Raw genomic sequence first — 22,921 nt, 5'->3', positions numbered from 1 at the left:
GAATTTTGCTCGCGGTACCACCTAAATTTGTTCTCTAATAATGTTAACGGTTTTAAACCGATAGTCTTTAACTATAGTTCAGAAGCAGGTTCAAAATCTATTGAAAATCTTACAGCCTAGTATTTTCTCTCTGAAAAAAATGATTTCTACTATTCTTCATCATAACTTTTATTCATAAAAATTTATTAATATTATATCCCCTCGATATTTTCATGTCAATATAAATTCTTGCTATCCTTTTTCAGCATATATTCTGCTAAAAATAAATCCTCAGGTGTAGTAATCTTTATATTCTTATAATCTCCCTCATAAAGATATACTTTATACCCGTAACGCTCAACCACCATTGTATCGTCAGTCGCAATAAAATTATCTTCTTTTATCTTTTCATGACATTCTTTAATAATCTCCGACTTAAAAACTTGGGGAGTTTGTACAGATACTAACTCTGATCTATTGAGAGTTTCTTTAGAAAAGAAGTTTTTATCTCTAACCTTTATAGTATCCTTAGGCATAACTCCTGGAGCTGCTGCTCCATATTTTACAGCACATTCTATCCCCTTATCAATTATGCTTTCCGAAATAAAAGGTCTTGCTCCATCATGGATCACTATAATATCTGTTTCACTTAACACCTTCAATCCGTTATAAACAGAATCTTGTCTCTCTTTTCCACCCTCAACTATTTTATCAACCTTCAATGAATGCTTTTTCAGAACATGTTCTTTACAATAGGAAATTTCATCTTTTGGCAACACAAGTACTATCTCATCTACACTTTTACACTCTAAAAATTTCTTTATTGTATAGTATAAAATAGGTTTTTCATTAATAATAATAAATTGTTTACTTATGTCTTTTCCTATTCTTTTTCCTCTTCCACCAGCTAAAATTATTGCTGAAACCATCAATCCATTCTCCTTGCCATTAACTCTCTTTAGGTTTAGCAAAAATCATTCTTCCTGCAGCCGTTTGAAGTACTGATGTAACAATTACATCTATTCGTTCCCCTATAAGCTTCTTTCCATTCTCTACTACAATCATTGTACCATCATCTAAATAAGCTATTCCTTGACTTGATTCTTTTCCATCCTTAACAACATCTACTGTCATTTCCTCACCAGGTATTACTACTGGCTTGATTGCATTTGATAGTTCATTTATATTTAGTACTGGTACTCCTTGCACCTCTGCTACCTTATTTAAGTTATAATCATTAGTTATAACTTTTCCATTTAAGTTTTGTGCAAGTTTTAGAAGTTTGCTATCAACTTCTGCAATCTTCGGAAAATCGCCTTCCCAAATTTGAGTTTCTATAGTTAATTCCTTTTGAATTTTATTTAATATATCTAACCCTCTTCTTCCCCTTGTTCTTTTCAATGAATCAGATGAGTCTGAAATATGTCTTAATTCATCTAAAACAAAGTTTGGAATTATTAATGGTCCCTCTATAAAACCAGTTTCACAAATATCAAATATTCTGCCATCAATTATAACAGATGTATCCAACACCTTTGGTACTGACTTAGCAGTAGTCTTTGACTTTTTCTCCTTTGTAGTCCCTGTCTTCTTTAAGCTTAATAATATATTAGTAATGTCATTTTTTTTCTTAATCATAATATCTGTTCCAATTATTGCTGCTATTATATTTAAAACTATAACAATTAATGGTCCAAAAACTTCATGAATAGATAACAAAGGTCTTGATAATATACTCGTTATAATTAATGCAATTAATGCACCTACTGCACCATATACTATTTCTCCTACTGTCAACTTTTGTGCGTTTTTTTCTACATAATCAATAAGTTCTGCTATAGCAGAATAAATTTTTGGAGATAACAAATAAAAAATAATACCGAATATCAAAGAAATAAAAATTAAAAATAAAAGCTTCTCATATGAATTTGATAAAAATCCCCATTGCTGCATTGAAGGAATTTGTAATATGGCTTCTGAAACTCCATAACCAGCTATTACTCCAGCTAATGAAAAAATTCCTCTTAGTAATTTCTTTAACATCTCTTCACCTCCTTATATAATTATTGACAATTTTCTAATAATAAAATCAATTTACATAATATTTAATTTATTCTCATTATATCATAATGAATATAACTCTAAAACGAATTATTTATAAATTCAGATTTTTTTAATTTTTACCCCCTATGAATCTTATATTTCGTTGTATATTATAATATAGTAATGACATACGACTCTCACCTTATATTGACATTAAAGTATTTTTATAACTATAATATAATTACAATCACACTTTAAAAATACAGAGGAGTTGATACTCATGAAGGATATAATTTTTGATGAATTTCAAAATTCAGTAAACGAATCATTACTTAGACACAAAAGTATTCTAGACTTAATGTCAAAATATACTGAATCTAGTGCAAGGGTAAATCGAGCTATTGCTAAAGCTGTTACAAATTGTGGTTGTATTAAAATTAATGCAACAAAACAACACCTGTTAGATGAAAATTCTATAGAAGATCTATGTGATTGTTTAAATACACATGTTGAAGGTGAATTATGTGATAATTGTCGTGAAGTGATTGAAAGAGAAATGGGAAACAATCTCTTTTATCTAACTTCTCTTTGCAACGATTTAGATATTAACTTATATGATATATTGTTAAAAGAACAGGATAAGATTAATACTTTGGGTAAATTTACATTTAGATAAGTAAAGGGGATCATTATAAAATAAATTTTAATGATCCCCCATCTATAAAAAATTATAATTGCTTATTTAAATAAACTTGTTCACTTATTCTCTTTAATCCAGATCTTATTGTTCTTGCTCTTGCTTCTCCAATACCCTCTACTTTATCTAAGTCATCTATTTCTGCTTCTATTATGCTTGTCAAATCCTTAAATTCTCTAATTAAATTCTCTATTACATTAGCTGGTATTCTCTGAACTTTACTTAATACCCTATACCCTTTAGGTGATATTAAAGTTTCAACTAATGGTTCTCCTCCATATCCAATAACTTTGCCTATAGCCTCTAAATCTAAAAGTTCATTTTGCGATAACTTTTGAATATTTTTATACACATCAGCTGCATTCATTCCTTCAGTTAAATAATCTTTTATCAGTAAAATTCCATCTCTTTCTATATTTTTAGCTAATTCATCTAACTGCATAGAAATTAGTCTTCCTTCATTCCCTAACTCTAATATGTAAATCTCTATTTCTTCAACTATTCTCATAACCATTTCTGTTCTTTGAACAACTGTTGCAACATCAAATAACGTAGTCAAATCTTGAAATTCTAATAAATTTAGACTATTTACACCTCTTTCTAATACAGCAACATATTTTTCTAGAGTTTGAATAGCTTGATTTGCTTTTTCCAATATCACGCTACTCTCTCTAAGTACATATTTAATATCACCTTTATATACAGTTATCATATTTCGCCTTTGTGAAATTGCTATAACTACATCCCCAGTTTGCTTCGCCACCCTATGAGCTGTTCTATGTCTAGTTCCTGTTTCAAAAGTTGGTATGGATGAATCAGGTATTAATTGTATATTCGCTGAAATTATTCTTTTCAAATCCTTACTTAATATAATAGCTCCATCCATCTTTGCAAGTTCATATACATAAGCAGCAGTGTATTCAGAATTTATCAAAAACCCACCATCTGCCATTCTCATAATCTCTTCACTATCACTTAAAACTAGCAATCCACCAGTCTTAGCCTTCAAGATATTTTCAAGCCCTTCTCTTAATGCTGTCCCCGGACACATTATCTTCAAAATCTTTTGTATTTCTAAATCTTTCTCTAACCTCATATACCCACCTCTCTTTATAATACCTTTCCAATTACTTCTCTTAAGTTATTAACCCCCATTATATTTATGCTTACATTTTTTATCTTATCTCTATTTCTATAAGGTATAATAGCATACTCAAAACCCATTTTTTCAGCCTCATTCACTAACCTATCAGCGCCATTAATTGGCCTTATTTCACCAGTAAGCCCAACTTCACCTATTATCATTACCTTTGGTAAAGATACTCCTTTATTTTTAACACTAGATAATAGTGCTATTGCCAATCCTAAATCAGCAGTAGTGCCTTCTATACTTAAACCACCCACAACATTCACATATACATCATGATTGTAAAATGGAATTCTTAACTTTTTCTCTAGAACTGCAAGTATTAAACTTAACCTTTGATTGTCTATTCCAACAGCAGTCCTTCTTGGCATTGGGGCATTAGTCTGAGTTACTAAAGCTTGTATCTCTACCAAAATAGGTCTGGTACCTTCCATAATTCCTATTACTACAGATCCTTCCTGATTAAACGTAGTATCTTCTAAGAACATTTTAGAAGGGTCATAGATTTCAATAAGTCCCTCTTGCCTCATTTCAAACACTCCTATTTCACTAGTAGTTCCAAAACGATTTTTCATTGTCCTTAATATTCTAAATTCTTCGGTTCTTTCTCCTTCAAAGTATAAAACTGTATCAACCATATGCTCTAGAACTCTAGGACCTGCAAGTTCACCCTGTTTAGTCACATGAGCTACTATAAAAAGCGGTATATTATTACCCTTTCCTATTCTCATTATTTGATTTGAGCATTCCTTTACCTGTGAAACACTTCCTGGAGCAGATGTAACACCTTCTTTATAAATTGTCTGAATCGAGTCTATTATTACAAATACAGGTTTAATTTCCTCTATGTAAGCTTCTATTATATCCAAACTAGTTTCTGATACTATATATAAATCTTTCGATGATACACCTAATCTATCTCCTCGAATTTTAATCTGCTCTTCAGATTCTTCTCCTGATACGTATAAAACTTTCCCGTAATTAGTTGCTATATTATTAGCAGTTTGAAGTAACAATGTTGATTTTCCTATACCAGGATCACCTGATATTAATGTTAGTGAACCTTTTACTAACCCTCCACCTAAAACTCTATCTAATTCTTTTAAATTTGTTTTAAGTCGTTCCTTCTCCCCTGATTTAATTTCCTTAATGCTTTTAGGCATATTTTCCGGTAGAATACTCTTCTTAGTTGCATTACTTTTATTGCTTAAAGAATTTCCTTTTATCTCTTCTACAAAAGTATTCCAAGCATTACAAGAAGGACATTTTCCAAGCCATCTTGGTGATTCATATCCACACTGCTGACATGTAAATATAGATTTAATTTTAGCCATTTTTATCCCTCTTCTCTAATAAAAATAAGAAACTATAACGTTTGTTACCCTTTTTATAATATCATAGATTATTAAATCATTAATAGTTATTATAGAAATTTATTCAGCGGCGATAATATAAAAAATAATTTTCTATATATTATCGTAAATAATTTAAATATCAATATATCCTTTTTAAATTAATATGCATATTTACAAGTATATTACCTTAATTATTGCCAAATACTAAAGATATTAAGGGATGATATTATAAATAATAAATTTTTTTCTCTTCTAAAAAGATAGCACGTTAAAAAGCAGAGTCTCAAAAATTAGTTTTCTACATATTATATATTGTAAAAAGCATTAAAAAGTTGTACTCTATTTTTAATAAAATATAATTATGGAGGTCATTAAGATGGTTAAAGTATATACTACTAATTCTTGTCCTTGGTGTGTAAAGGCTAAGAATTACTTAAAATCTAAAAATATAGAATTTGAAGAGTTTAATGTTGGTGAAAATATGTCTGCAAGAGAAGAAATGCTAAAAAAATCTAAGCAGATGGGAGTTCCTGTTCTAGACATAAATGGTACTGTTATTATCGGTTTTGATAAACCAGCAATAGATACTGCATTATCTAAATAGCAGAGTAGGAAGTAGACAATTATTTCATCTACCAATCTCTCACACCAATAAATATATAATTTTTCATGTAGCAGTTAATCAGAATTTAATGTATTATTTAATACTTTCTTATTAAAAGACTATTGGAAATCCTCCAATAGTCTTTTTTTGTATCTCCAATTTTTAGCACACCAAAAAGCAGAGTCAGAGTAGCATAAACTTACCCTGACCCCATTTTAATTATTAATATTTATAACAACTGCTTTTGGTCTAGACATGGCTTCTATAGAATATCTAATACCTTGAGTTCCCAATCCAGATGCCTTAACACCTAAAAATGGGAAATGATCTGGACCTCTTTCAGTTTTATTGTTCACTTGTACTGTTCCAACCTCTAACCTATCTGAAACATAAAATGCTTCATTTATGTTATTTGTAAAAATCGCTGATTGAAGCCCATACTCCGATTCATTTGCTATTTCTATTGCTTCATCCTTATCCTTTACCCTTATTATTGGAAGAACAGGTCCAAATGGCTCCTCCCAAGCTAATCTCATTTCTCTTGTTACATTATCAAATAGTGTAGGATATATTATATTTCCCTCCCTATTTCCACCTACTACAAGGGTTGCCCCTTTTTCCCTAGAGTCTTTAATAAGATTTTCTACAAATTCAACCGCTTTCTCATCAATAAGAGGAACTATATCTGCATCTCCTTCAAGTGGATTTCCTACCTTTAACTTTTTAATATCTCTTTTTAAAATATCCACTAATTTATCAGCAATTGTATCAACAGCTAAAATCCTTTTTACCGCCGTACATCTTTGACCTGAATATGAAAAAGCTCCTGCAATTATATTTTTCGCTGCTAACTCAAGATCTGCATCTTCTAGAACAATTGCTGCATCCTTCCCACCAAGCTCCATTAATAACGGAACCATTGTAGTTATCGACGAAATTCTTTTTCCAACTTCCGTACTTCCTGTGAAATTAATAAAATTTATTTCTGGATGCGTTACAACATAATCTCCAATTTCACTACCTTTACCTGTTATAGAATTTAAGACACCATTTGGTAGACCTGCTTCTTGAAATATCTTTACCAAATGTAATGCTGTAATACTTCCTTGAGTTGCTGGTTTTAACACAACAGTATTTCCAGCCATTAAAGCTGGAGCTATTTTAGATGCAGCCAAATTTAATGGATAATTAAATGGAGATATAGCTAACACTACCCCAAGAGGTTCTCTAGTTACAACTGATATCTTATCTCTTTTATAACCTGGAAAACTCTCAGCCGGTAAACTTTCTCCAGCAATATTCTTTGCTGTATCAGCCGTAAAGCGAATAAAATCCGCAGTCCTAATAACCTCTGATTCAGCACTTTTTTTGTCCTTTGCAACTTCGTGCATCATTATACTTGCTAACTCTTTCACTTTCTCCTCTAAGATATCAGCAACTTTATGAAGCACCTTTGCCTTCTCACTTATAGGGACTAACTTCCAATCTTTTTGAACTTCCTTGGCTACTCTAATAGCTTTATCTACTTCCCCAGTATTCATAGCACCAACTTTTCCAACTAAACTTCCATCTATCGGTGATTTAATTTCTATTAGTTCACTATCATCTGCTATAACCCAATCTCCACCTATTAGGTTTTTGAATATCTTATTATCATTACATAAATTATCAAACATCTTTTCACCTCAGTTTTAACCAATTATTTTATCTATTCTAGATTTATCAAACCCCACAATTACTTCTCCATTAAACTCTAGAACTGGTACCGTTCTTTGCCCTGATACCTTAAACACTTCTTCTCTATCCTCATGTTTATCTGCAACATTAATTTCTTGAAATTCTACCCCCTTCATGTTTAGATACTTTTTTAACTTTATACATCCTGGACACCATGATGTTGAATATATTTTTACCATCTCTTATTCTCCTTTTCTACTTTATATATTTTTCTGCTTCCAAAGCTGCTATTGTTCCATCTGCCACAGCAGTAGTTATTTGTCTATACACTTTATCTCTAACATCTCCAGCTGCAAACACACCTGGCACATTAGTTTTCATCATTTCATCTGCTATAATATACCCACTTGAAGTTAGATCAATATATTTTTCAAACTCCTTTGTCTTAGGTTCTGTTCCAATGTAACCAAATACTGCATCTATTTCTATTTCTCTTTCTTTTTCAGTAATTGTATTTTTTAACCTTGCCCTCTGAACAAACTCTTCTCCAGTTACATCAACAAGATCTTCATTATATAAAATTTCAATTTTAGAATTATTATTTGCTTCATCAAATACAGATCTTTCGCTTCTAAAGTAATCATATCTTCTTATTATATAAACCTTTTTAGCAAATCTAGATAAAAACACAGCCTCTTCTAACGCTGCATTTCCACCACCTACAACTCCTACAATTTTATCTGAATACATTGCTCCATCACAAACTGCACAATAGTGGATTCCTCTTCCTGAAAACTTTTCTTCACTTGGAATTGGCAATCTTTTAGGAACTGCTCCAGTTGCTATAACAACAGTCTTAGTATTATAAATATAGCTTTCAGTTTCTATTATCTTCTCATCTTTTGTTAACTTTATATCAACAACAGGATCAAATTCATCTATAATAGCTCCTGCTTCTTCTGCTTGTTCCTGCATCTTATCCGCTAAAGAAGCTCCATCAATATTTTTAAAACCAGGATAGTTTTCTATTAAGTAACTATTTCTAACTTGCCCTCCTAAAAAAGCATTTTCTAAAAGAATCATTTTCATTCTAGCTCTTGAAGCATATATAGCTGATGTTAGCCCGGCCGGTCCTCCACCTAAAATTACTAAATCTATATTCTTAATTTCTTTACTCAAATCTTTCACTCCTTATCTTTATTTTATTTTAACATATTTTAATAATTAATCAATAATAATTATTATTTAATATTTCTTGCTTTCTCTCTATATATTATTATCTCACTTCCATTAATGTATTATTAAAAAAAGAGATTGGTACAAAAAGTATTTGCATCAATCTCTCTTATATACATGCTTACTATTAACTATGAATTGTATCCTCAGTGTTTTCTACTGATATTTCCTTGATCGTAGTAAATACAAGCTTATCTTCTTCTACTGATACTAGCAAGCTATCTCCCATACTAACATTTCCACGTAAAAGTTCTTCACTTAATCTATCTTCAACTTCTTTAGTTATTACTCTTCTTAAAGGTCTTGCTCCATAATTTAAATCAATACCTTTATCTAATAAGAACTCTTTACATGATTTAGTAAATTCTAAAGTAATATTTTTTTCTTTAATTCTTTTTATTATAGAATTTAACATTAAGTCTACTATAGATAGCATATCTTCTTTAGTTAATTTGTGGAATACAATGGTATCATCTATTCTATTTAAAAATTCTGGTCTAAAACTTCTTTTTAACTCTTCCATTATATTCTCTTTCATTTTTTCATACTCTGTATCACTCTTTGTATCAATAACAAATCCCATTGACTTTTGCTTTTTTATAGAATGTGCACCCACATTTGAAGTCATAATTATAATTGTATTTTTAAAATTAACGACTTTTCCTTTTCCATCTGTTAATCTTCCATCTTCCATAATTTGAAGCAATATATTAAATACATCAGAATGTGCCTTTTCAATTTCATCTAATAAAATAACAGAATAAGGCTTTCTTCTAACAGCTTCTGTTAATTGTCCCCCCTCTTCATATCCTACATATCCTGGAGGCGCTCCAATTAATCTAGATACAGAATGTTTTTCCATATATTCAGACATATCAATTCTAATTATATTATTTTCATCTGCAAACATAGCCTCTGCGAGAGCCTTGCATAATTCTGTTTTTCCAACTCCTGTTGGTCCTAAGAATATAAAACTACCTATAGGCCTCTTTTCATCTCTTAAGCCAACTCTTGCTCTTCTAACAGCTCGAGCTACTGACTTTACAGCTTCACTCTGTCCAATTACTCTTTTATGAAGAATTTCTTCTAATCTTAAAAGTCTGTCGCTTTCTCTTTCTGTAAGTTTCTCTACAGGAATTTTAGTCCAAGTTGCAACAACTTTCGCAATATTCTCTTTCGTAACAGTTAAAGACTGAACTGAATTTTGAGAATTCCAGTCGCTTTTTAAATTATCTAATTTTTCCTTTAGATCTTTTTCATTATCTCTAAGTGCTGCAGCCTTCTCAAAATCTTGAATTCTTATGGCCTCTTCTTTTTCTTTTATTACATCATCAATACTTAGCACAATCTCTTTCAAATCAGGCGGTGACACTAGATTTTCTATACGTAGCTTTGCAGCCGCTTCATCCATAAGATCTATCGCCTTATCTGGCATAAACCTATCTGTAATATATTTATCGGCCATATCTACAGATGCATCTAAAGCTTCATCACTTATTGTAACTTTATGGTGAGCTTCATATTTCTCCCTAAGCCCTTTTAAAATCTCTAAGGTTTCTTCCTTTGTTGGCTCTCCAACTGTTACGGGTTGAAATCTCCTTTCAAGAGCAGCATCTTTCTCAATATACTTTCTATATTCATCTATAGTTGTAGCACCTATACATTGTATCTCTCCTCTTGCAAGAGCTGGCTTTAATATATTAGAGGCATCAATAGCTCCTTCTGCTCCCCCAGCACCAATTATAGTGTGAATCTCATCAATAAACACAACCACATTCTTGTTATTTCTTATTTCTTCCATGACCTTTTTAAGTCTTTCTTCAAATTCACCTCTATACTTTGCTCCAGCTATCATACTACTTAAATCAAGGCTAACAACCCTTTTATCTTTTAATAGCTCTGGTATATTCCCATCTACTATTCTTTGCGCTAAACCTTCTACCACTGCTGTCTTTCCTACTCCTGGTTCACCAATCAAACATGGATTATTTTTAGTCCTCCTACATAATATTTCTAAAACTCTTTGATTTTCTATATCTCTTCCTATAACAGGATCTAAGTTTCCTTCTTGAGCAAGTTTTGTTAAATCTCTGCTATATTGATTTAACAATGGAGTCTTACTTTCTTTTGATTCTTCTCTTTCTCCATCAACTACTTGATCAACTTCTTTCTCAGTCAAGAGATTTACTAATTCTTTCTTCAATCCCTTAAAATCTAAATCTAACTTACTTAAAATTGTATAAGCTACTCCTTCTTGTTCCTTAACTAATGCAAGCAATAAATGCTCGGGACTAACATATTTATGATTTAAATTTTTTGCTTCCACAAAACTTTCATCAAATAATCTCTTTGTTCTTGGTGTAAGTAATAATTCTCCTTTAGGCATTAATACCTCACCAAATCCCAAGTAGTCTTCAATTAGGTTACGTACTAACTCTATTTCTATTCCGTATTTACCTAAAAGCTCCTTAGCATCTCCACCTTCTTCTAAAATTCCTAAAAGTATATGCTCCGTTCCAATATATCCATGTTTAAATTTTTGTGATTCTTTTTGAGCCCCTAATATCACAAGTTGAGCTCTTTCTGTAAACTTACCGTATGGCATACTACACCTCCAAACTAATTATTATATTAATCTTTCTTTAATTATATTTGCTCTATAGATATCTTGCTCCATAGTATCTGTTCCCTTTGGTAAACTTCTTTGTATCATAGAAGTTCTAGTATCTATCAATAATTTATTTAACACTTTTTTGTCTATGTGCAATAAACCCATTTCTGTTCCTAACCTTAAGTAAGATAATAAGTCTAAAACTTCCTTTGGTTTAATAAGCTTAGCATATTTCATAACACCATATGCCCTATATATTTTATCTTCAAGTTCATTCTTATATTTGTCATCCACTACTTCTCTAAATTTTTTCTCTTCATTAATAATATTATTAACTATGCCTTCTAAGTTATCAATAACTTCTAATTCCCTCACCCCTAAAGTAACTTGATTAGAAATTTGATATATATTCCCCCATGCTTTTGAACTTTCTAAATACAATCCTTCAATATTCATTCCAACTTTATTAAGTCCATTAAATATATTAGATATTTCTTCACTAATGGACAAGGCTGGTAGATGAACCATCACTGATGCTTTAAGCCCAGTCCCAACATTTGATGGGGATGCTGTCAAATACCCAAAATTTTCATCAAAAGCATATCCTATAACTTCTTCAATATAATCATCAATCTTATTTACATAGTTATATGCATTAGTTAAATCTAATCCATCTGTTATACATTGTATTCTTAAATTATCTTCTTCATTTATCATTATGGATAAAGTTTCATCTTTATTAATGATAAATGCACTTCTATCCCTTCTTTTAACCAGACCTTCACTAATTAAATGTTTTTCTAAATATACTTTTAAAAAATCTATATTATGCTCCCATGATCTTACAAGAGTCATTTCTTCATCAATCTTATCTAATAATATTTCATATAACCTATCAACATTTTCTCTAGCTTCTTCTGTTTTCATCTTATCTGTAAATAAAGAGTTGTAAAAATTTCTTATAAGACACACTTTGCTACTGATTACTACATCTTCAGCCGCTACTTCACTATCTATCCAATTCTTCATGATCAATTTTTACCTCCCTTTGGGATTCTAATAACTTAATCTCATCTCTTAGAACTGCAGCTCTTTCATACTCTTCTTTTATAACCGCTTTTTGTAGATCTTCTTTTAACTTTTTAATTCTCTTTCTTTGAATCACTTCATTTCCTTCTCTAACTGGAATCTTACCTACGTGCTCTAAGTCACCCTGAATTCTTTTAATTCTAGGACTCAACAAATCATTAAAACTTTCATAGCATTTGCTACAACCTAATTGTCCGCTCTTCTTAAATTGAGAGTATGTTAATCCACAATTTTTGCACACTATTTCAATTTTTTTTGTTTTATCTAAAGTTTCAAAAAAACCACTTAAAATATTCTGAAACGGCATTCCTGCCCCTTCTGCCATAGATGCTTTAAGTGGTATGTCTGAAAGTTCTTTTGCACATTTTTCGCATAACCATGTTTCTGTTTTCTTTCCATTAATAAGTTTTATTAAATGTATCTTAGCTTCATTTTTATTACATCTTTCACATAGCACTTTTTATTACCCCCTCTATGATAATACAACTATAAGCACAGCCTTTAATATATCAGCCCTTACCCTATTTCTATCATCTGTATTAGCTAAGGTCCTATCGTTAATAGCCATCTTAATTAATTCTGCTTCTCTCATAGTGATTAAATTTGACTCTACTAAACTCTCAATTAAAGCTAAGGAACTATTATTTGTAATAGAATTTCCAATACAATCATACAAGAGATTATTCCTCTCTTCCGACCCATCATAACTTACTTGTCTTATTACAATACAGCCACCCCCACCTCTTCTACTTTCAATAACATACCCTCTCTCATAAGTAAATCTAGTTGTTAATACATAATTTATCTGTGATGGCGCACAACTAAATTGATCTGCTAATTCATTCCTCTGAATTTGAATCTGTTCCCCACCATTTTCATTAAGCATATTCTTTATAAAATTTTCAATTATATCCGAAAGTCTTGCCACAATATCACCTTCTTAAACTTCTGTTTTTGACTTACCTTGACCTTTTGATTTTATATTAATATCTTTTTTCATTTTTTTCAAGTTTTATTGCTACCTTTATGTTTAAATTTATTCTATTCAGGGTAAATATAACTTATATACTTTATTAAGGAGGCTTATATGTTAATCAAATGGTTTGGAGAATGTTCATTTTTACTGCAAGATTCTCTTGGGCGAAGGATCTTAACTGATCCCCCTAGTACAATTTCTATAGATACTTTATTAGATTTAAACCCGAACATAATTACTTTAAGTCATTATTATTCTGATACAACTAATGCTAAAATTAATGCCAAGAAAGTTATGCTAGCTGACAAAGCCTCTTCATATAAACTTAACTTTGTTAATATTTCTGGATTTCCTTCTTTTCAAGACAATTCACAAGGTAGAAAGAGAGGACCTAACATAATTTATAATTATGTTTTTGATAATCTAAAGATTTGTAATCTAGGATATTTAGGTCATGATCTACCCGATGATATACTACGTTCCATTGAGTCAATAGATATCCTCTTTATTCCTGTTGGAGGCCATTTTACACTTAACTCAACTGAAGCTATTAAATTGGTTCACAAAATTAAACCTAAAGTTATAATTCCTATGAATTATAAGACCACTAACTCTTTAATCTATTTAGATAGTTGTAAAAACTTTATAACTTCCATAAAATCAGTTATAAAAACAACTAAAAATTCACTAGATACCAAAACATTAAATTCATATCCAGTTACAATTCTCTTAAAAGAAACTAAAATGAATTAAAATAAAAAAGATCGCCTTAAAGACGATCTTTAATTACCAGACTATGCTTGTTCTGGAGCTCCTACTGGACAAACATTTGCACAGTTTCCACAATCGATACAAGTATCTGCATCAATAACGAATTGAGTATCTCCTTGACTTATAGCATTAACTGGACATTCTGCAGCACAAGCACCACAGCTTACACAAGAATCATTAATTGCGAATGCCATTAAAAACACCTCCTAAATAATCATAGTTATTACACCATAATTATTTTAACATGTTTCATAACCTTTTAAAAGTCTATTTTATAAAATAACTCACTACTAAAGAATCATATAACCTAAATTTTCAATACTTTCTTTTACCTTATCTATATCTAACCAACTCTCATTATATATAACTTGTATTTCCTTTTTCTCAATAGATATCTCACAGGCAATAATACCTTCATTTGACGTTATTGCTCTTTGTATATTAGATACATCACGTTGATTATTTATGTTAAATACCTTAAGTACAGATTTCATAAAATTTCCCCCTATTTTTCGTTAATTAAATCCTTAATTAACTTCTTATCCTCTTCAGATTCTATTTCTAATTTAATATCTTTTTCATCGACAGAATCTTCGTAATTACCTGTTATTAATTTTATCGTAGAAATCTTAAAATCTTTAAGTACTTCCTCATCTCCGACCCTAATTTTCACTCTAACTGACTCTTTCACTGTACTATTTGAAACAACTTCTCCGTTTCCTTCTTCTGTCTCTACTATAGATCCCACCTTAGGTAGGCTTTTCCTTATACTTTCATATGTGCTTTGCTCATAGTTTAAGCAACACATTAACCTTCCACATATTCCAGATATTTTTGTTGGGTTCAAAGATAAATTCTGTTCTTTTGCCATCTTTATTGATACTGATGCAAAATCACCTAGGAATGATGAACAGCACATAGATCTTCCACATGGCCCTAAACCACCTATCATTTTAGCCTCATCTCTTACCCCAATTTGTCTAAGTTCTATTCTTGTTTTAAATATAGTTGCCAAATCCTTAACAAGTTCTCTAAAGTCTACTCTTCCATCAGCTGTAAAGTAGAATATAACTTTGTTGTTATCAAATGTGTATTCTACATCAACAAGCTTCATATCAAGACCATGTTCCCCTACCTTTTTTAGACATATATTTAACGCATCTTCTTCTTTGCTCTTATTTTCTTTATGCTTTTCTATATCCTTGTTATCAGCAACCCTTAAAACATTCTTTAATGGAGCAATAACATCTTCTTCTTCTATACTCTTAATACCTATTACACATTCTCCGAATTCAATCCCTCTTGCTGTTTCAACAACAACATAATCCCCTTTATGTATTTTTAATGAACCAGGACTAAAATAATATACTTTACCTGCTTTTTTAAACCTTACTCCTACGACGTTTATCATCAATTACCCCTCCAAAAAACCAATAAGCATAATGCTTATTGCCATAGAATAACTTATATTATTCTCAAAATTATTTCTTGCTTTTTCTATATTTCGTAACATTGAATTTAATCTATTATAAGATAAAGCAGATGATAACCTACCTACGTCATCTATTTTATCAACATTTATAATATTATTCTTATCTCTTAATTCCTTATATACTATAATGTCTCTTATAAAAGAAGCTATCAAATTCAATAGTTCATACTTTTCATTTTTAAACTTATTAAACTTAGTTTCATATTCTAATACAGCATTATCATTATTTTTATTTATTTCATTAAATAACTCTATAATTAAATTTCTTAGTTTTTCTAATTCATTGTCTTTAAGTATTTTTTCAGCACGTCCTGGAATTCCTTCTCCATATGCTATAGCTGTTAATACCTTATCCTCATCGTTTTCCCCAATACTTTTTATATACCTAATCATATAATCTTTATCTAATGGAGTTAATTTATAAATTTGGCATCTTGATTTTATAGTATCCAATAATAACTCTAAACTTTCACTTAATAGTACTATGTATACTCCTTTTGGTGGTTCCTCTATAGTCTTTAACATAGCATTTTGGGCTTGAACAGTCAACTTATTTCCTTGATGTACTATAATTACCTTTTTATCACCTTCATAAGGTTTTTTAGATACTTCTTCTATTATTTTTCTAACTTCATCTACACCAAAGGAAGCTTTATCTGACTTATAATTAATTATATCAACATAATTATAATCATCATTTTTACCTAATATTTTAAGTGCAAACTTTTTAGCTATTAAACTTTTTCCTATTCCATCTGGACCCACAATGAGGTGTGCATGCGAAAGTGTATTGTTATCAACTCGTTTCATAAATCCATTAATAATATTTTCAAATCCTATAAACTCTTTCACAATATACACCTCTTCTATACTATATTCTTATAAACTGATCAACATCTAGAACAAAAATTGTTGCTCCTCCAACTTGGACTTCTACCGGATATTGAACATACATATCAGAATTACCTGAAAATGGTGCAGGAGATGCAACAACTTCTTTTCTCTTCTTACATATATTTTTTATTATACTGATCACTTCTTCAACCTTCGTATCTTCTACCCCTACTAATAATGTTGTATTTCCTGACTTCAAGAATCCACCTGTAGTTGCAAGTTTCGTTACTCTAAATCCTTTTTCTGTTATACCTTCAACAACATCAAAAGTATCATCATCCTGAACTATAGATATGACCATCTTCATAGTATCACCCTCCATCAATATTTAATACTTATCTATATTTTATCATAAAGCCTTAGGTATTATATATAAAAAGAATTTTTTTTACTCAATATGTAACATTATAATATTTTTTACATCTTCAAATACATCTTTAATAGATTTAGATGCATCAATTTTTACAATCTTATGCTCACTATTCTCTAATAAAAATTCATATCCTAGTCTTACTTTTTTATGAAATTCAATTGTTTCTAAATCTAATCTATTTATTTCTCTTTCCTTATTTTTATTTATTCTATTTAAACCTTCTTCCGGCTCCAAATCAAAAAATATTGAAAGATCAGGCATATATTCACCTACTGCAAATTTATTTATCTCATATATTTCCTTAATCCCCAATTCTCTGGCAAAACCCTGGTATGCTAAAGATGAATCTATAAATCTATCACATAACACTATCTTCCCATTATTTAATGCTGGAATAACTTTTTCTATCAAGTGTTGTCTTCTTGCAGCTGCATACAGCAAAGCTTCTGTTCTTCCATCCATAGCTGTATTAGCCGGATCTAATATTATTGATCTTATATCCTCTGAAATTTTAATTCCTCCAGGTTCCCTAGTCTTAATACAATCTATCTCTTTCTCAATTAACCAGTTATATATTTTCTCTAATATTGTACTTTTCCCAGATCCTTCTCCACCTTCAAATACAATAAATAAACCTCTATTCATGATTCTACCTCATTCATTAAAAAACATTTTATTGTTATTATATCATCAATTCGGCTTACTAAAAATGATTCTCTTTAAAATACTGAATTAAAATTTAAATATATATTCCTTTTGAATTACTTTACTAATAATTTTTAGGATAAATGTTAAAAATAATAGTAACTATTAATTATGGAGGAAAAAATTATGAAACAAGATATGATGTCTTTTCTAGCTACTATAGAAAATGAAATAGAAGACTTATGCAAATACTTATACTCTAATCCAGAAGAAAGCTACAAAGAATTAAAAAGTTCAAGATATATTTGTGAAGTTCTACAAAAGCACAATTTTAATGTAACTAATGAATACCTTGATATTACTAATTCATTTCTTGCTGTAAAAGGAAATGGTTATCCTAAGATTTGCTTTCTTTGTGAATATGATGCTGTACCTAATAGTGGTCATATAACTGGACATAATGCACTTGCTAGCATATCTGTTGGAGCCTCCTTAATATTAGGTCATGTAATTGATAAAATAGGTGGATCAGTAATTTTGATAGGTTGCCCTGGTGAATATCTAGGTGGAACAAAAGCTACAATGGTTAAACAAGGAACCTTTGATGATGTAGATGTAGTAATGGAATGCCACCCTGATACTATAACCTGCGAAAGTGGAACTTCATCAGCAATAACCCCTTTAAGCGTTAAATTTACTGGAAACAGTGAACTTAGTTATTTAAATCGAGAAATATATACATCCTTAGATGCTATCCTTTTAACATTTAATATGCTTAATTCACTAATGAAAGGCTTCCCAAAAAACGTTGAAATTAATTCTATTTTATCTAGTGGAGGATACACTCCATTATTAACACCTCTTGAATCAGAAGCGAAATTTTATATAAGAGCAAAAACTTCTGATATTGCAGAACTTACAGAAAACAAAATACGAGAAATAGTAAATAGTGTCTCAAGCCTCACTCATATCCCTAATACTATTTCTCTTTACGAGCCACCTAATGAAGAATTAGTAACAAATAGAACATTAAATCGCCTATTCAGCCACAACTTAAAAGAGAATGGAATTATTGATATACATCCTCCTAAAGATATATCAGCAGGATTAAGTATAGGAATTGTTAGTCAAAAAGTTCCTTGCATTCACCCATATATATCTATAATTAAAGACTCCATTATAGAATATGGTACTAAAAAATTTTCGGAAGAAACGATTAGTGATTTTTCTTTATCACAAATTAAGAAAGCTGCATTAGCACTTGCTTTCACAGGATCTGACTTAATCGAAAAGGAGGGATTATTAGCTGAAGTTAAAAATGAATTTTTTACCACTAAAACAACTATATAAATATACATCCTTCAATCATTGGAATGCTAAAGATATTTTATTAAGACTTATTATTAGCCTAATATTTTTAGCATTACTTATATTAATTTCTTTTACTAACTCCAGTAAAATAGTATAATTGTACTGTGATACATAGGAGGTTATAATATGATTCAAATTTTTAAAAGTTCTAGCGAAGAAAATTCAACATTAGAGTTACTAGATAATATTGAGAATGGATGTTGGATAAATATCGTTGCTCCTTCCGATGAAGAACTTATTTTAACATCAAAAAAGACTGGCGTACCTTTAGATTTCTTAAAGGCACCTTTAGATGATGCTGAAACGTCTCGAATAGATATTGAAGATAATAATATTATAGTAATTGTAGATATACCATTCACTGAAATGGAGGATAACTCATTAACATATGATACATATCCATTAGCTATTATATATACAGAAACTGAATTAATAACTGTATGCCTAAAAAACAGCAAAGTATTAACAGATTTTATTAATGGTAAAATTAAAACCTTCTTCACCTTTAAAAAATCGAGATTTATACTTCAAATACTAAATAGAATATCCACTTACTACCTTCTATATTTGCGACAAATCGATAAAAAAAGCCTAATGATAGAAAAAAGGCTTCATAAATCCATGAAAAATCGAGAACTAATACAACTGCATTCTCTTGAAAAATCATTAGTATATTTTTCTACTTCATTAAAAGCTAATGAAATAACCTTGGAAAAAATGCTAAAGTTAGATATGATTCAAAAATATGAAGACGATAAAGATATTCTAGAAGATGTTATCATTGAAAATAAACAAGCTATTGAAATGACTGAAATATATAGCAATATACTTGCAAGTACCATGGATTTTTTCGCTTCTGTTATTTCAAATAACTTAAATATAGTAATGAAAGTATTAGCTTCTGTTACTATCTTGATGTCCATTCCAACAATTATGGGTGGAATATATGGTATGAATGTAACCTTACCATTTCAAGAATCTCCGTATGCCTTTGCAATAGTTATGATGATGACCGTAGGCATATGTGCACTTGTCGCATTTATCTTATTTAAAAAAGATATGTTCAATTAACAAATAAAAAACTTATTCATAATATATATTACTAGTAAGGAGAGCTATTAGCTCTCTTTTTTTGGAGGATATTTTTTATGTTGAAAGGAAAAACCCTAAATGCTGGAGCCACTATAGGTATAATTGCTCCTTCTTCACCAGAAGATAAAGAAATAATAAATAAAAAAATAGAAAAATTTATTTCTCTTGGCTTTAATATTAAACTAGGTTCTCATCTATTTGATAAATATGGCTATCTAGCTGGTTCGGACCAAGATCGAGCTGATGATATTAATAACATGTTCCAAGATTCATCAGTAGATGGAATAGTATGTTTTCGTGGTGGATATGGATCAATTAGGACATTATCCTTTATTAACAATAAATTAATAAGATCTAACCCCAAGTTTTTCTGTGGTTATAGTGATATAACTTTACTATTAAATTACTTTTCAAAGTTAGGATTGATAACATTTCATGGGCCTATGATAAACTCAAATTTTGACGATTTAGCCACATTAGATTCATTTATGAGTATAATATCAAGTAATACTTCTAAATATACCTATGACCTTAACCTATATAAAGAGATTACCTATTTAAATCCTAGTTCTTTCACCGGGAAAATTGTTGGTGGAAACTTATCAATGATATGCTCATCCCTAAGTACTCCTTATGAAGTAGATATGAAAAATTCTATTCTTTTACTTGAAGATGTTAATGAATCTCCTTATGCAATAGATCGGATGCTTACTCAATTAATATATAATAAGAACTTTAAAAAATGCAAAGGAATTATTCTAGGAAGTTTTGATGGTTGTACATTACCTGATTACACTAAAAGCCTTAGGCTCGATCAAGTTTTTACTGATAGATTAAAACCTTTAGGAATTCCAATTATAATCGGATTTCCTTTTGGACACAGCTATCCTAATCTCACTATTCCTATAGGATGTAAAGCTAAATTTTCTTATAAAAAAAAGTTATTCACAGTTGAAGAAAACTTTTTAACATAGTTATCCACATTTAACTATATAATATGCTTTATGCTGTTGATTATTTAACATTTTTTTTAATCATAAATACTTTTACTCATCAAATCGATTAATACTACCAATTGATTACTTTACCTTATGTTAATAGACATTATTCCTTATCCTATATATTAAAAATATAATTTCCATTTAAAAAAGAGCACTTCTGCTCTTTTTTAAATGGAAATTATATTTGTAAAATCCTTTAAACTTAAGTATTCATTCTACGTACAAAGTCTTCCGCCTTCAACAACTAAATCTTCCTCTATCTTTGTTTAATTCCGAGTGCTATATTCGTCAACATCAAAGTTCGATATTTTATCAAATATTAAATATTCAGTTCGCTTTGTATATGCTCCTGAACTTGGTTCTTTATCAAATGCATATATAAATTCACCTTGTCCATTTGCTCTATTCTTATACCATTTTATAAAATCATCTATTTGACTTTTACTTAAATTATATGTTCTCTGTTGCCCATTTGTCATTGTCACAGTTAAAAGGCCACTTCCATACCCAGAATTCTTTATATTAACTATACAAGTAGCAACTTTATCACTTCCATCTTGTGCAGCTACTGTTATCGTAACAGCCCCTTCTTTTATCGCCGTTATTTTCCCATTTTCATCAACTGTTGCTATACTTGGATCACTTGAAGTCCATTTAAGCGTTTTATTAGTAGCATCATCTGGAGCTACCGTTGCTATTAAATTACTTGTATCTCCTATATTCATATCTAACGATGTTTTATCTAATGATATCCCTGTTACTGATTTATTCCCATAAGTGTTTATACTTCCATCTGCATCGATATCAATACTATCCACACTTACATATCCTTTTGATATTACCTCTACAGTATTCACTCCCTGATTACAATCTAGTTTCTCAAAAGCTAGATTGCATTTAACATATCCACTTGTATAATCTGAAAACTTATATTCCACTCCATTAATTTTTATTATGTTTTCTTTACATTTATCATAATTTGTGAATAATATTAATCTAAATTTTGTACCAGTAAAATTAAACTTTATCGTACTATCTTCTTTACGTGTATCTAATATCTTTTGTACATATGCTTCAGGTTGCCACACTAAGTTAAATCCTACGTAAGTAAAAGCAGGATCAGTACATGGTACCCTTTTCCATCCTGTCTCTGGTTGCAGTAAAGCTTGTCCTACCTTAGCCGTAGATGCTGAAACTTTCTTCATATCATTAGTACCAAAAATCACTCCAGCTATAATCAGAATACTTAAAAATACCCCTATTACTTTAAAAATTTTTTTCATTTTTATTCCCCCTAAAAATTTTTTGTTAATCCTTTAGGTTATACGCATATTACTCTTCTTAACTAGCATCCGTTATCTTATAAAATTCTAACTACTTATTCAACACAACCCAATATATTCTAATTAACCTTTTATTTATCGTGCTGTTCAATATTTTCTTTAATTATTTCACTAAACTTTAATAAAAATACTTTTAAGGAATTTTTTTCATAGATATTATATTGCATAAGTTATAGATATTAGTTACCAACTTTGTCAGGCTTTCTTATGCACTAATACTTGTATTGGTATATTCTTTTCATTATTCATAGTATATATATTATGAAATAAACTTAACTCACAACGATCTTTAAAGGAAATGACAAATAGACTTGAACTAAATCTTTTACTTTCATACATATCTAACTTGTGAGATTATAGGCATGATTAAATAATTTTTTCTCTTCTGAAGATTATCTAATAAAAATAAAAAGCACTTGAAAATATAGTATTTTCAAGTGCTTTAGTATGGAGGCGCCACCCGGATTTGAACCGGGGATAAAGGTTTTGCAGACCTCTGCCTTACCACTTGGCTATAGCGCCATA

At 30.0% G+C, this 22,921-nt stretch carries 24 protein-coding genes, 1 tRNA gene and 1 other annotated feature (1 of these 26 cut by a window edge); of the genes, 6 read left to right on the top strand and 19 right to left on the bottom strand.

Annotated features, from left to right (window positions below):
* Positions 1-172: a binding site (T-box leader), on the bottom strand (it extends 9 nt beyond the left edge of the window).
* 43 nt (positions 173-215) lie between these two features.
* The gene (ispD, locus tag FAY47_RS18885; RefSeq protein WP_143318486.1) at positions 216-908 is read right to left on the bottom strand and encodes a 2-C-methyl-D-erythritol 4-phosphate cytidylyltransferase; all 693 of its coding nucleotides are present in this window, start codon (positions 906-908) and stop codon (positions 216-218) included.
* A 19-nt stretch (positions 909-927) separates the two neighbouring features.
* Entirely contained in the window at positions 928-2,022 is a 1,095-nt protein-coding gene (locus FAY47_RS18880; RefSeq protein WP_143318485.1) for a PIN/TRAM domain-containing protein, read from the bottom strand.
* Positions 2,023-2,302: 280 nt separating this feature from the next.
* Here FAY47_RS18880 and FAY47_RS18875 point away from each other — a divergent pair, with 280 nt between their 5' ends.
* Positions 2,303-2,698 carry a DUF1573 domain-containing protein gene (locus FAY47_RS18875; RefSeq protein WP_143318484.1) on the top strand — a complete coding sequence of 132 codons (396 nt, stop codon included), beginning with the start codon at positions 2,303-2,305 and terminating at the stop codon, positions 2,696-2,698.
* A 52-nt stretch (positions 2,699-2,750) separates the two neighbouring features.
* Here FAY47_RS18875 and disA read toward each other — a convergent pair whose 3' ends face one another.
* Positions 2,751-3,815, bottom strand: coding sequence for a DNA integrity scanning diadenylate cyclase DisA (gene disA / locus FAY47_RS18870; RefSeq protein ID WP_143318483.1), 1,065 nt, complete (start codon positions 3,813-3,815; stop codon positions 2,751-2,753).
* 14 nt (positions 3,816-3,829) lie between these two features.
* Positions 3,830-5,200 carry a DNA repair protein RadA gene (gene radA / locus FAY47_RS18865; protein WP_143318482.1) on the bottom strand — a complete coding sequence of 457 codons (1,371 nt, stop codon included), beginning with the start codon at positions 5,198-5,200 and terminating at the stop codon, positions 3,830-3,832.
* A gap of 397 nt (positions 5,201-5,597) precedes the next feature.
* Here radA and FAY47_RS18860 point away from each other — a divergent pair, with 397 nt between their 5' ends.
* The gene (locus FAY47_RS18860) at positions 5,598-5,825 is read left to right on the top strand and encodes a glutaredoxin family protein (RefSeq protein WP_143318481.1); all 228 of its coding nucleotides are present in this window, start codon (positions 5,598-5,600) and stop codon (positions 5,823-5,825) included.
* 215 nt (positions 5,826-6,040) lie between these two features.
* Here FAY47_RS18860 and FAY47_RS18855 read toward each other — a convergent pair whose 3' ends face one another.
* The 7 genes from FAY47_RS18855 to FAY47_RS18825 form a co-directional block, all read right to left on the bottom strand.
* Complete coding sequence (locus FAY47_RS18855; protein WP_143318480.1) at positions 6,041-7,501, bottom strand: NADP-dependent glyceraldehyde-3-phosphate dehydrogenase; 1,461 nt, start codon at positions 7,499-7,501, stop codon at positions 6,041-6,043.
* A 15-nt stretch (positions 7,502-7,516) separates the two neighbouring features.
* Positions 7,517-7,741 carry a glutaredoxin domain-containing protein gene (locus FAY47_RS18850; RefSeq protein ID WP_143318479.1) on the bottom strand — a complete coding sequence of 75 codons (225 nt, stop codon included), beginning with the start codon at positions 7,739-7,741 and terminating at the stop codon, positions 7,517-7,519.
* A gap of 16 nt (positions 7,742-7,757) precedes the next feature.
* Complete coding sequence (trxB, locus tag FAY47_RS18845; RefSeq protein WP_143318478.1) at positions 7,758-8,681, bottom strand: thioredoxin-disulfide reductase; 924 nt, start codon at positions 8,679-8,681, stop codon at positions 7,758-7,760.
* Positions 8,682-8,865: 184 nt separating this feature from the next.
* Positions 8,866-11,343 carry an ATP-dependent Clp protease ATP-binding subunit gene (locus FAY47_RS18840; protein ID WP_143318477.1) on the bottom strand — a complete coding sequence of 826 codons (2,478 nt, stop codon included), beginning with the start codon at positions 11,341-11,343 and terminating at the stop codon, positions 8,866-8,868.
* A gap of 21 nt (positions 11,344-11,364) precedes the next feature.
* A complete protein-coding gene (locus FAY47_RS18835; protein ID WP_143318476.1) occupies positions 11,365-12,378 on the bottom strand; it encodes a protein arginine kinase in 1,014 nt (337 codons plus the stop codon).
* Positions 12,359-12,895: a UvrB/UvrC motif-containing protein gene (locus FAY47_RS18830; RefSeq protein WP_143318475.1), complete on the bottom strand. Its 537-nt coding sequence runs from the start codon at positions 12,893-12,895 to the stop codon at positions 12,359-12,361. Before FAY47_RS18830 ends, FAY47_RS18835 begins: the two co-directional genes overlap by 20 nt.
* A 15-nt stretch (positions 12,896-12,910) precedes the next feature.
* Positions 12,911-13,366 (bottom strand): CtsR family transcriptional regulator, encoded by a 456-nt coding sequence (locus tag FAY47_RS18825; RefSeq protein ID WP_143318474.1) that lies wholly within the window; start codon positions 13,364-13,366, stop codon positions 12,911-12,913.
* A 159-nt stretch (positions 13,367-13,525) separates the two neighbouring features.
* Between FAY47_RS18825 and FAY47_RS18820 the strand changes: the two genes are divergently transcribed.
* Positions 13,526-14,167, top strand: a complete 642-nt coding sequence (locus FAY47_RS18820) for an MBL fold metallo-hydrolase (protein WP_143318473.1) — start codon at positions 13,526-13,528, stop codon at positions 14,165-14,167.
* Positions 14,168-14,208: 41 nt separating this feature from the next.
* Here the strand turns inward: FAY47_RS18820 and FAY47_RS18815 are convergent, their stop codons facing one another.
* The 6 genes from FAY47_RS18815 to tmk form a co-directional block, all read right to left on the bottom strand.
* Entirely contained in the window at positions 14,209-14,379 is a 171-nt protein-coding gene (locus tag FAY47_RS18815) for a 4Fe-4S binding protein (protein ID WP_143318472.1), read from the bottom strand.
* 96 nt (positions 14,380-14,475) lie between these two features.
* On the bottom strand, positions 14,476-14,679 hold the full coding sequence (locus FAY47_RS18810; protein ID WP_143318471.1) for a cation transporter: 204 nt from the start codon (positions 14,677-14,679) through the stop codon (positions 14,476-14,478).
* Positions 14,680-14,690: 11 nt separating this feature from the next.
* On the bottom strand, positions 14,691-15,596 hold the full coding sequence (locus tag FAY47_RS18805) for a stage 0 sporulation family protein (RefSeq protein WP_143318470.1): 906 nt from the start codon (positions 15,594-15,596) through the stop codon (positions 14,691-14,693).
* A 3-nt stretch (positions 15,597-15,599) separates the two neighbouring features.
* Positions 15,600-16,529, bottom strand: coding sequence for a DNA polymerase III subunit delta' (locus FAY47_RS18800; protein ID WP_143318469.1), 930 nt, complete (start codon positions 16,527-16,529; stop codon positions 15,600-15,602).
* Positions 16,530-16,548: 19 nt separating this feature from the next.
* Positions 16,549-16,878, bottom strand: coding sequence for a cyclic-di-AMP receptor (locus FAY47_RS18795; RefSeq protein ID WP_143318468.1), 330 nt, complete (start codon positions 16,876-16,878; stop codon positions 16,549-16,551).
* An 81-nt stretch (positions 16,879-16,959) separates the two neighbouring features.
* Positions 16,960-17,589 carry a dTMP kinase gene (gene tmk, locus FAY47_RS18790; protein WP_143318467.1) on the bottom strand — a complete coding sequence of 210 codons (630 nt, stop codon included), beginning with the start codon at positions 17,587-17,589 and terminating at the stop codon, positions 16,960-16,962.
* A 186-nt stretch (positions 17,590-17,775) separates the two neighbouring features.
* On the opposite strand from tmk, the gene FAY47_RS18785 reads away from it, so the two are divergent.
* The 3 genes from FAY47_RS18785 to FAY47_RS18775 all read left to right on the top strand — a co-directional run bounded on the left by FAY47_RS18785 (position 17,776) and on the right by FAY47_RS18775 (position 21,026).
* A complete protein-coding gene (locus FAY47_RS18785) occupies positions 17,776-18,939 on the top strand; it encodes a M20 family metallopeptidase (RefSeq protein WP_143318466.1) in 1,164 nt (387 codons plus the stop codon).
* 147 nt (positions 18,940-19,086) lie between these two features.
* On the top strand, positions 19,087-20,031 hold the full coding sequence (locus FAY47_RS18780) for a magnesium transporter CorA family protein (protein WP_143318465.1): 945 nt from the start codon (positions 19,087-19,089) through the stop codon (positions 20,029-20,031).
* A 77-nt stretch (positions 20,032-20,108) separates the two neighbouring features.
* Positions 20,109-21,026 carry an LD-carboxypeptidase gene (locus FAY47_RS18775; RefSeq protein WP_143318464.1) on the top strand — a complete coding sequence of 306 codons (918 nt, stop codon included), beginning with the start codon at positions 20,109-20,111 and terminating at the stop codon, positions 21,024-21,026.
* 293 nt (positions 21,027-21,319) lie between these two features.
* On the opposite strand, the gene FAY47_RS18770 is transcribed toward FAY47_RS18775, so the two are convergent.
* Both FAY47_RS18770 and FAY47_RS18765 read right to left on the bottom strand, forming a co-directional pair.
* A complete protein-coding gene (locus FAY47_RS18770; RefSeq protein ID WP_143318463.1) occupies positions 21,320-22,336 on the bottom strand; it encodes an Ig domain-containing protein in 1,017 nt (338 codons plus the stop codon).
* 508 nt (positions 22,337-22,844) lie between these two features.
* Positions 22,845-22,918, bottom strand: a tRNA-Cys gene (locus FAY47_RS18765).
* Between the last annotated feature and the right edge of the window lie 3 nt (positions 22,919-22,921).

Origin of the sequence: Clostridium sp. HBUAS56017 (assembly GCF_007115085.1) — a bacterium.
In the GTDB taxonomy this organism is placed as follows: domain Bacteria; phylum Bacillota; class Clostridia; order Clostridiales; family Clostridiaceae; genus Clostridium; species Clostridium cibarium.
This window is presented reverse-complemented; position numbering and strand designations above follow the sequence as displayed.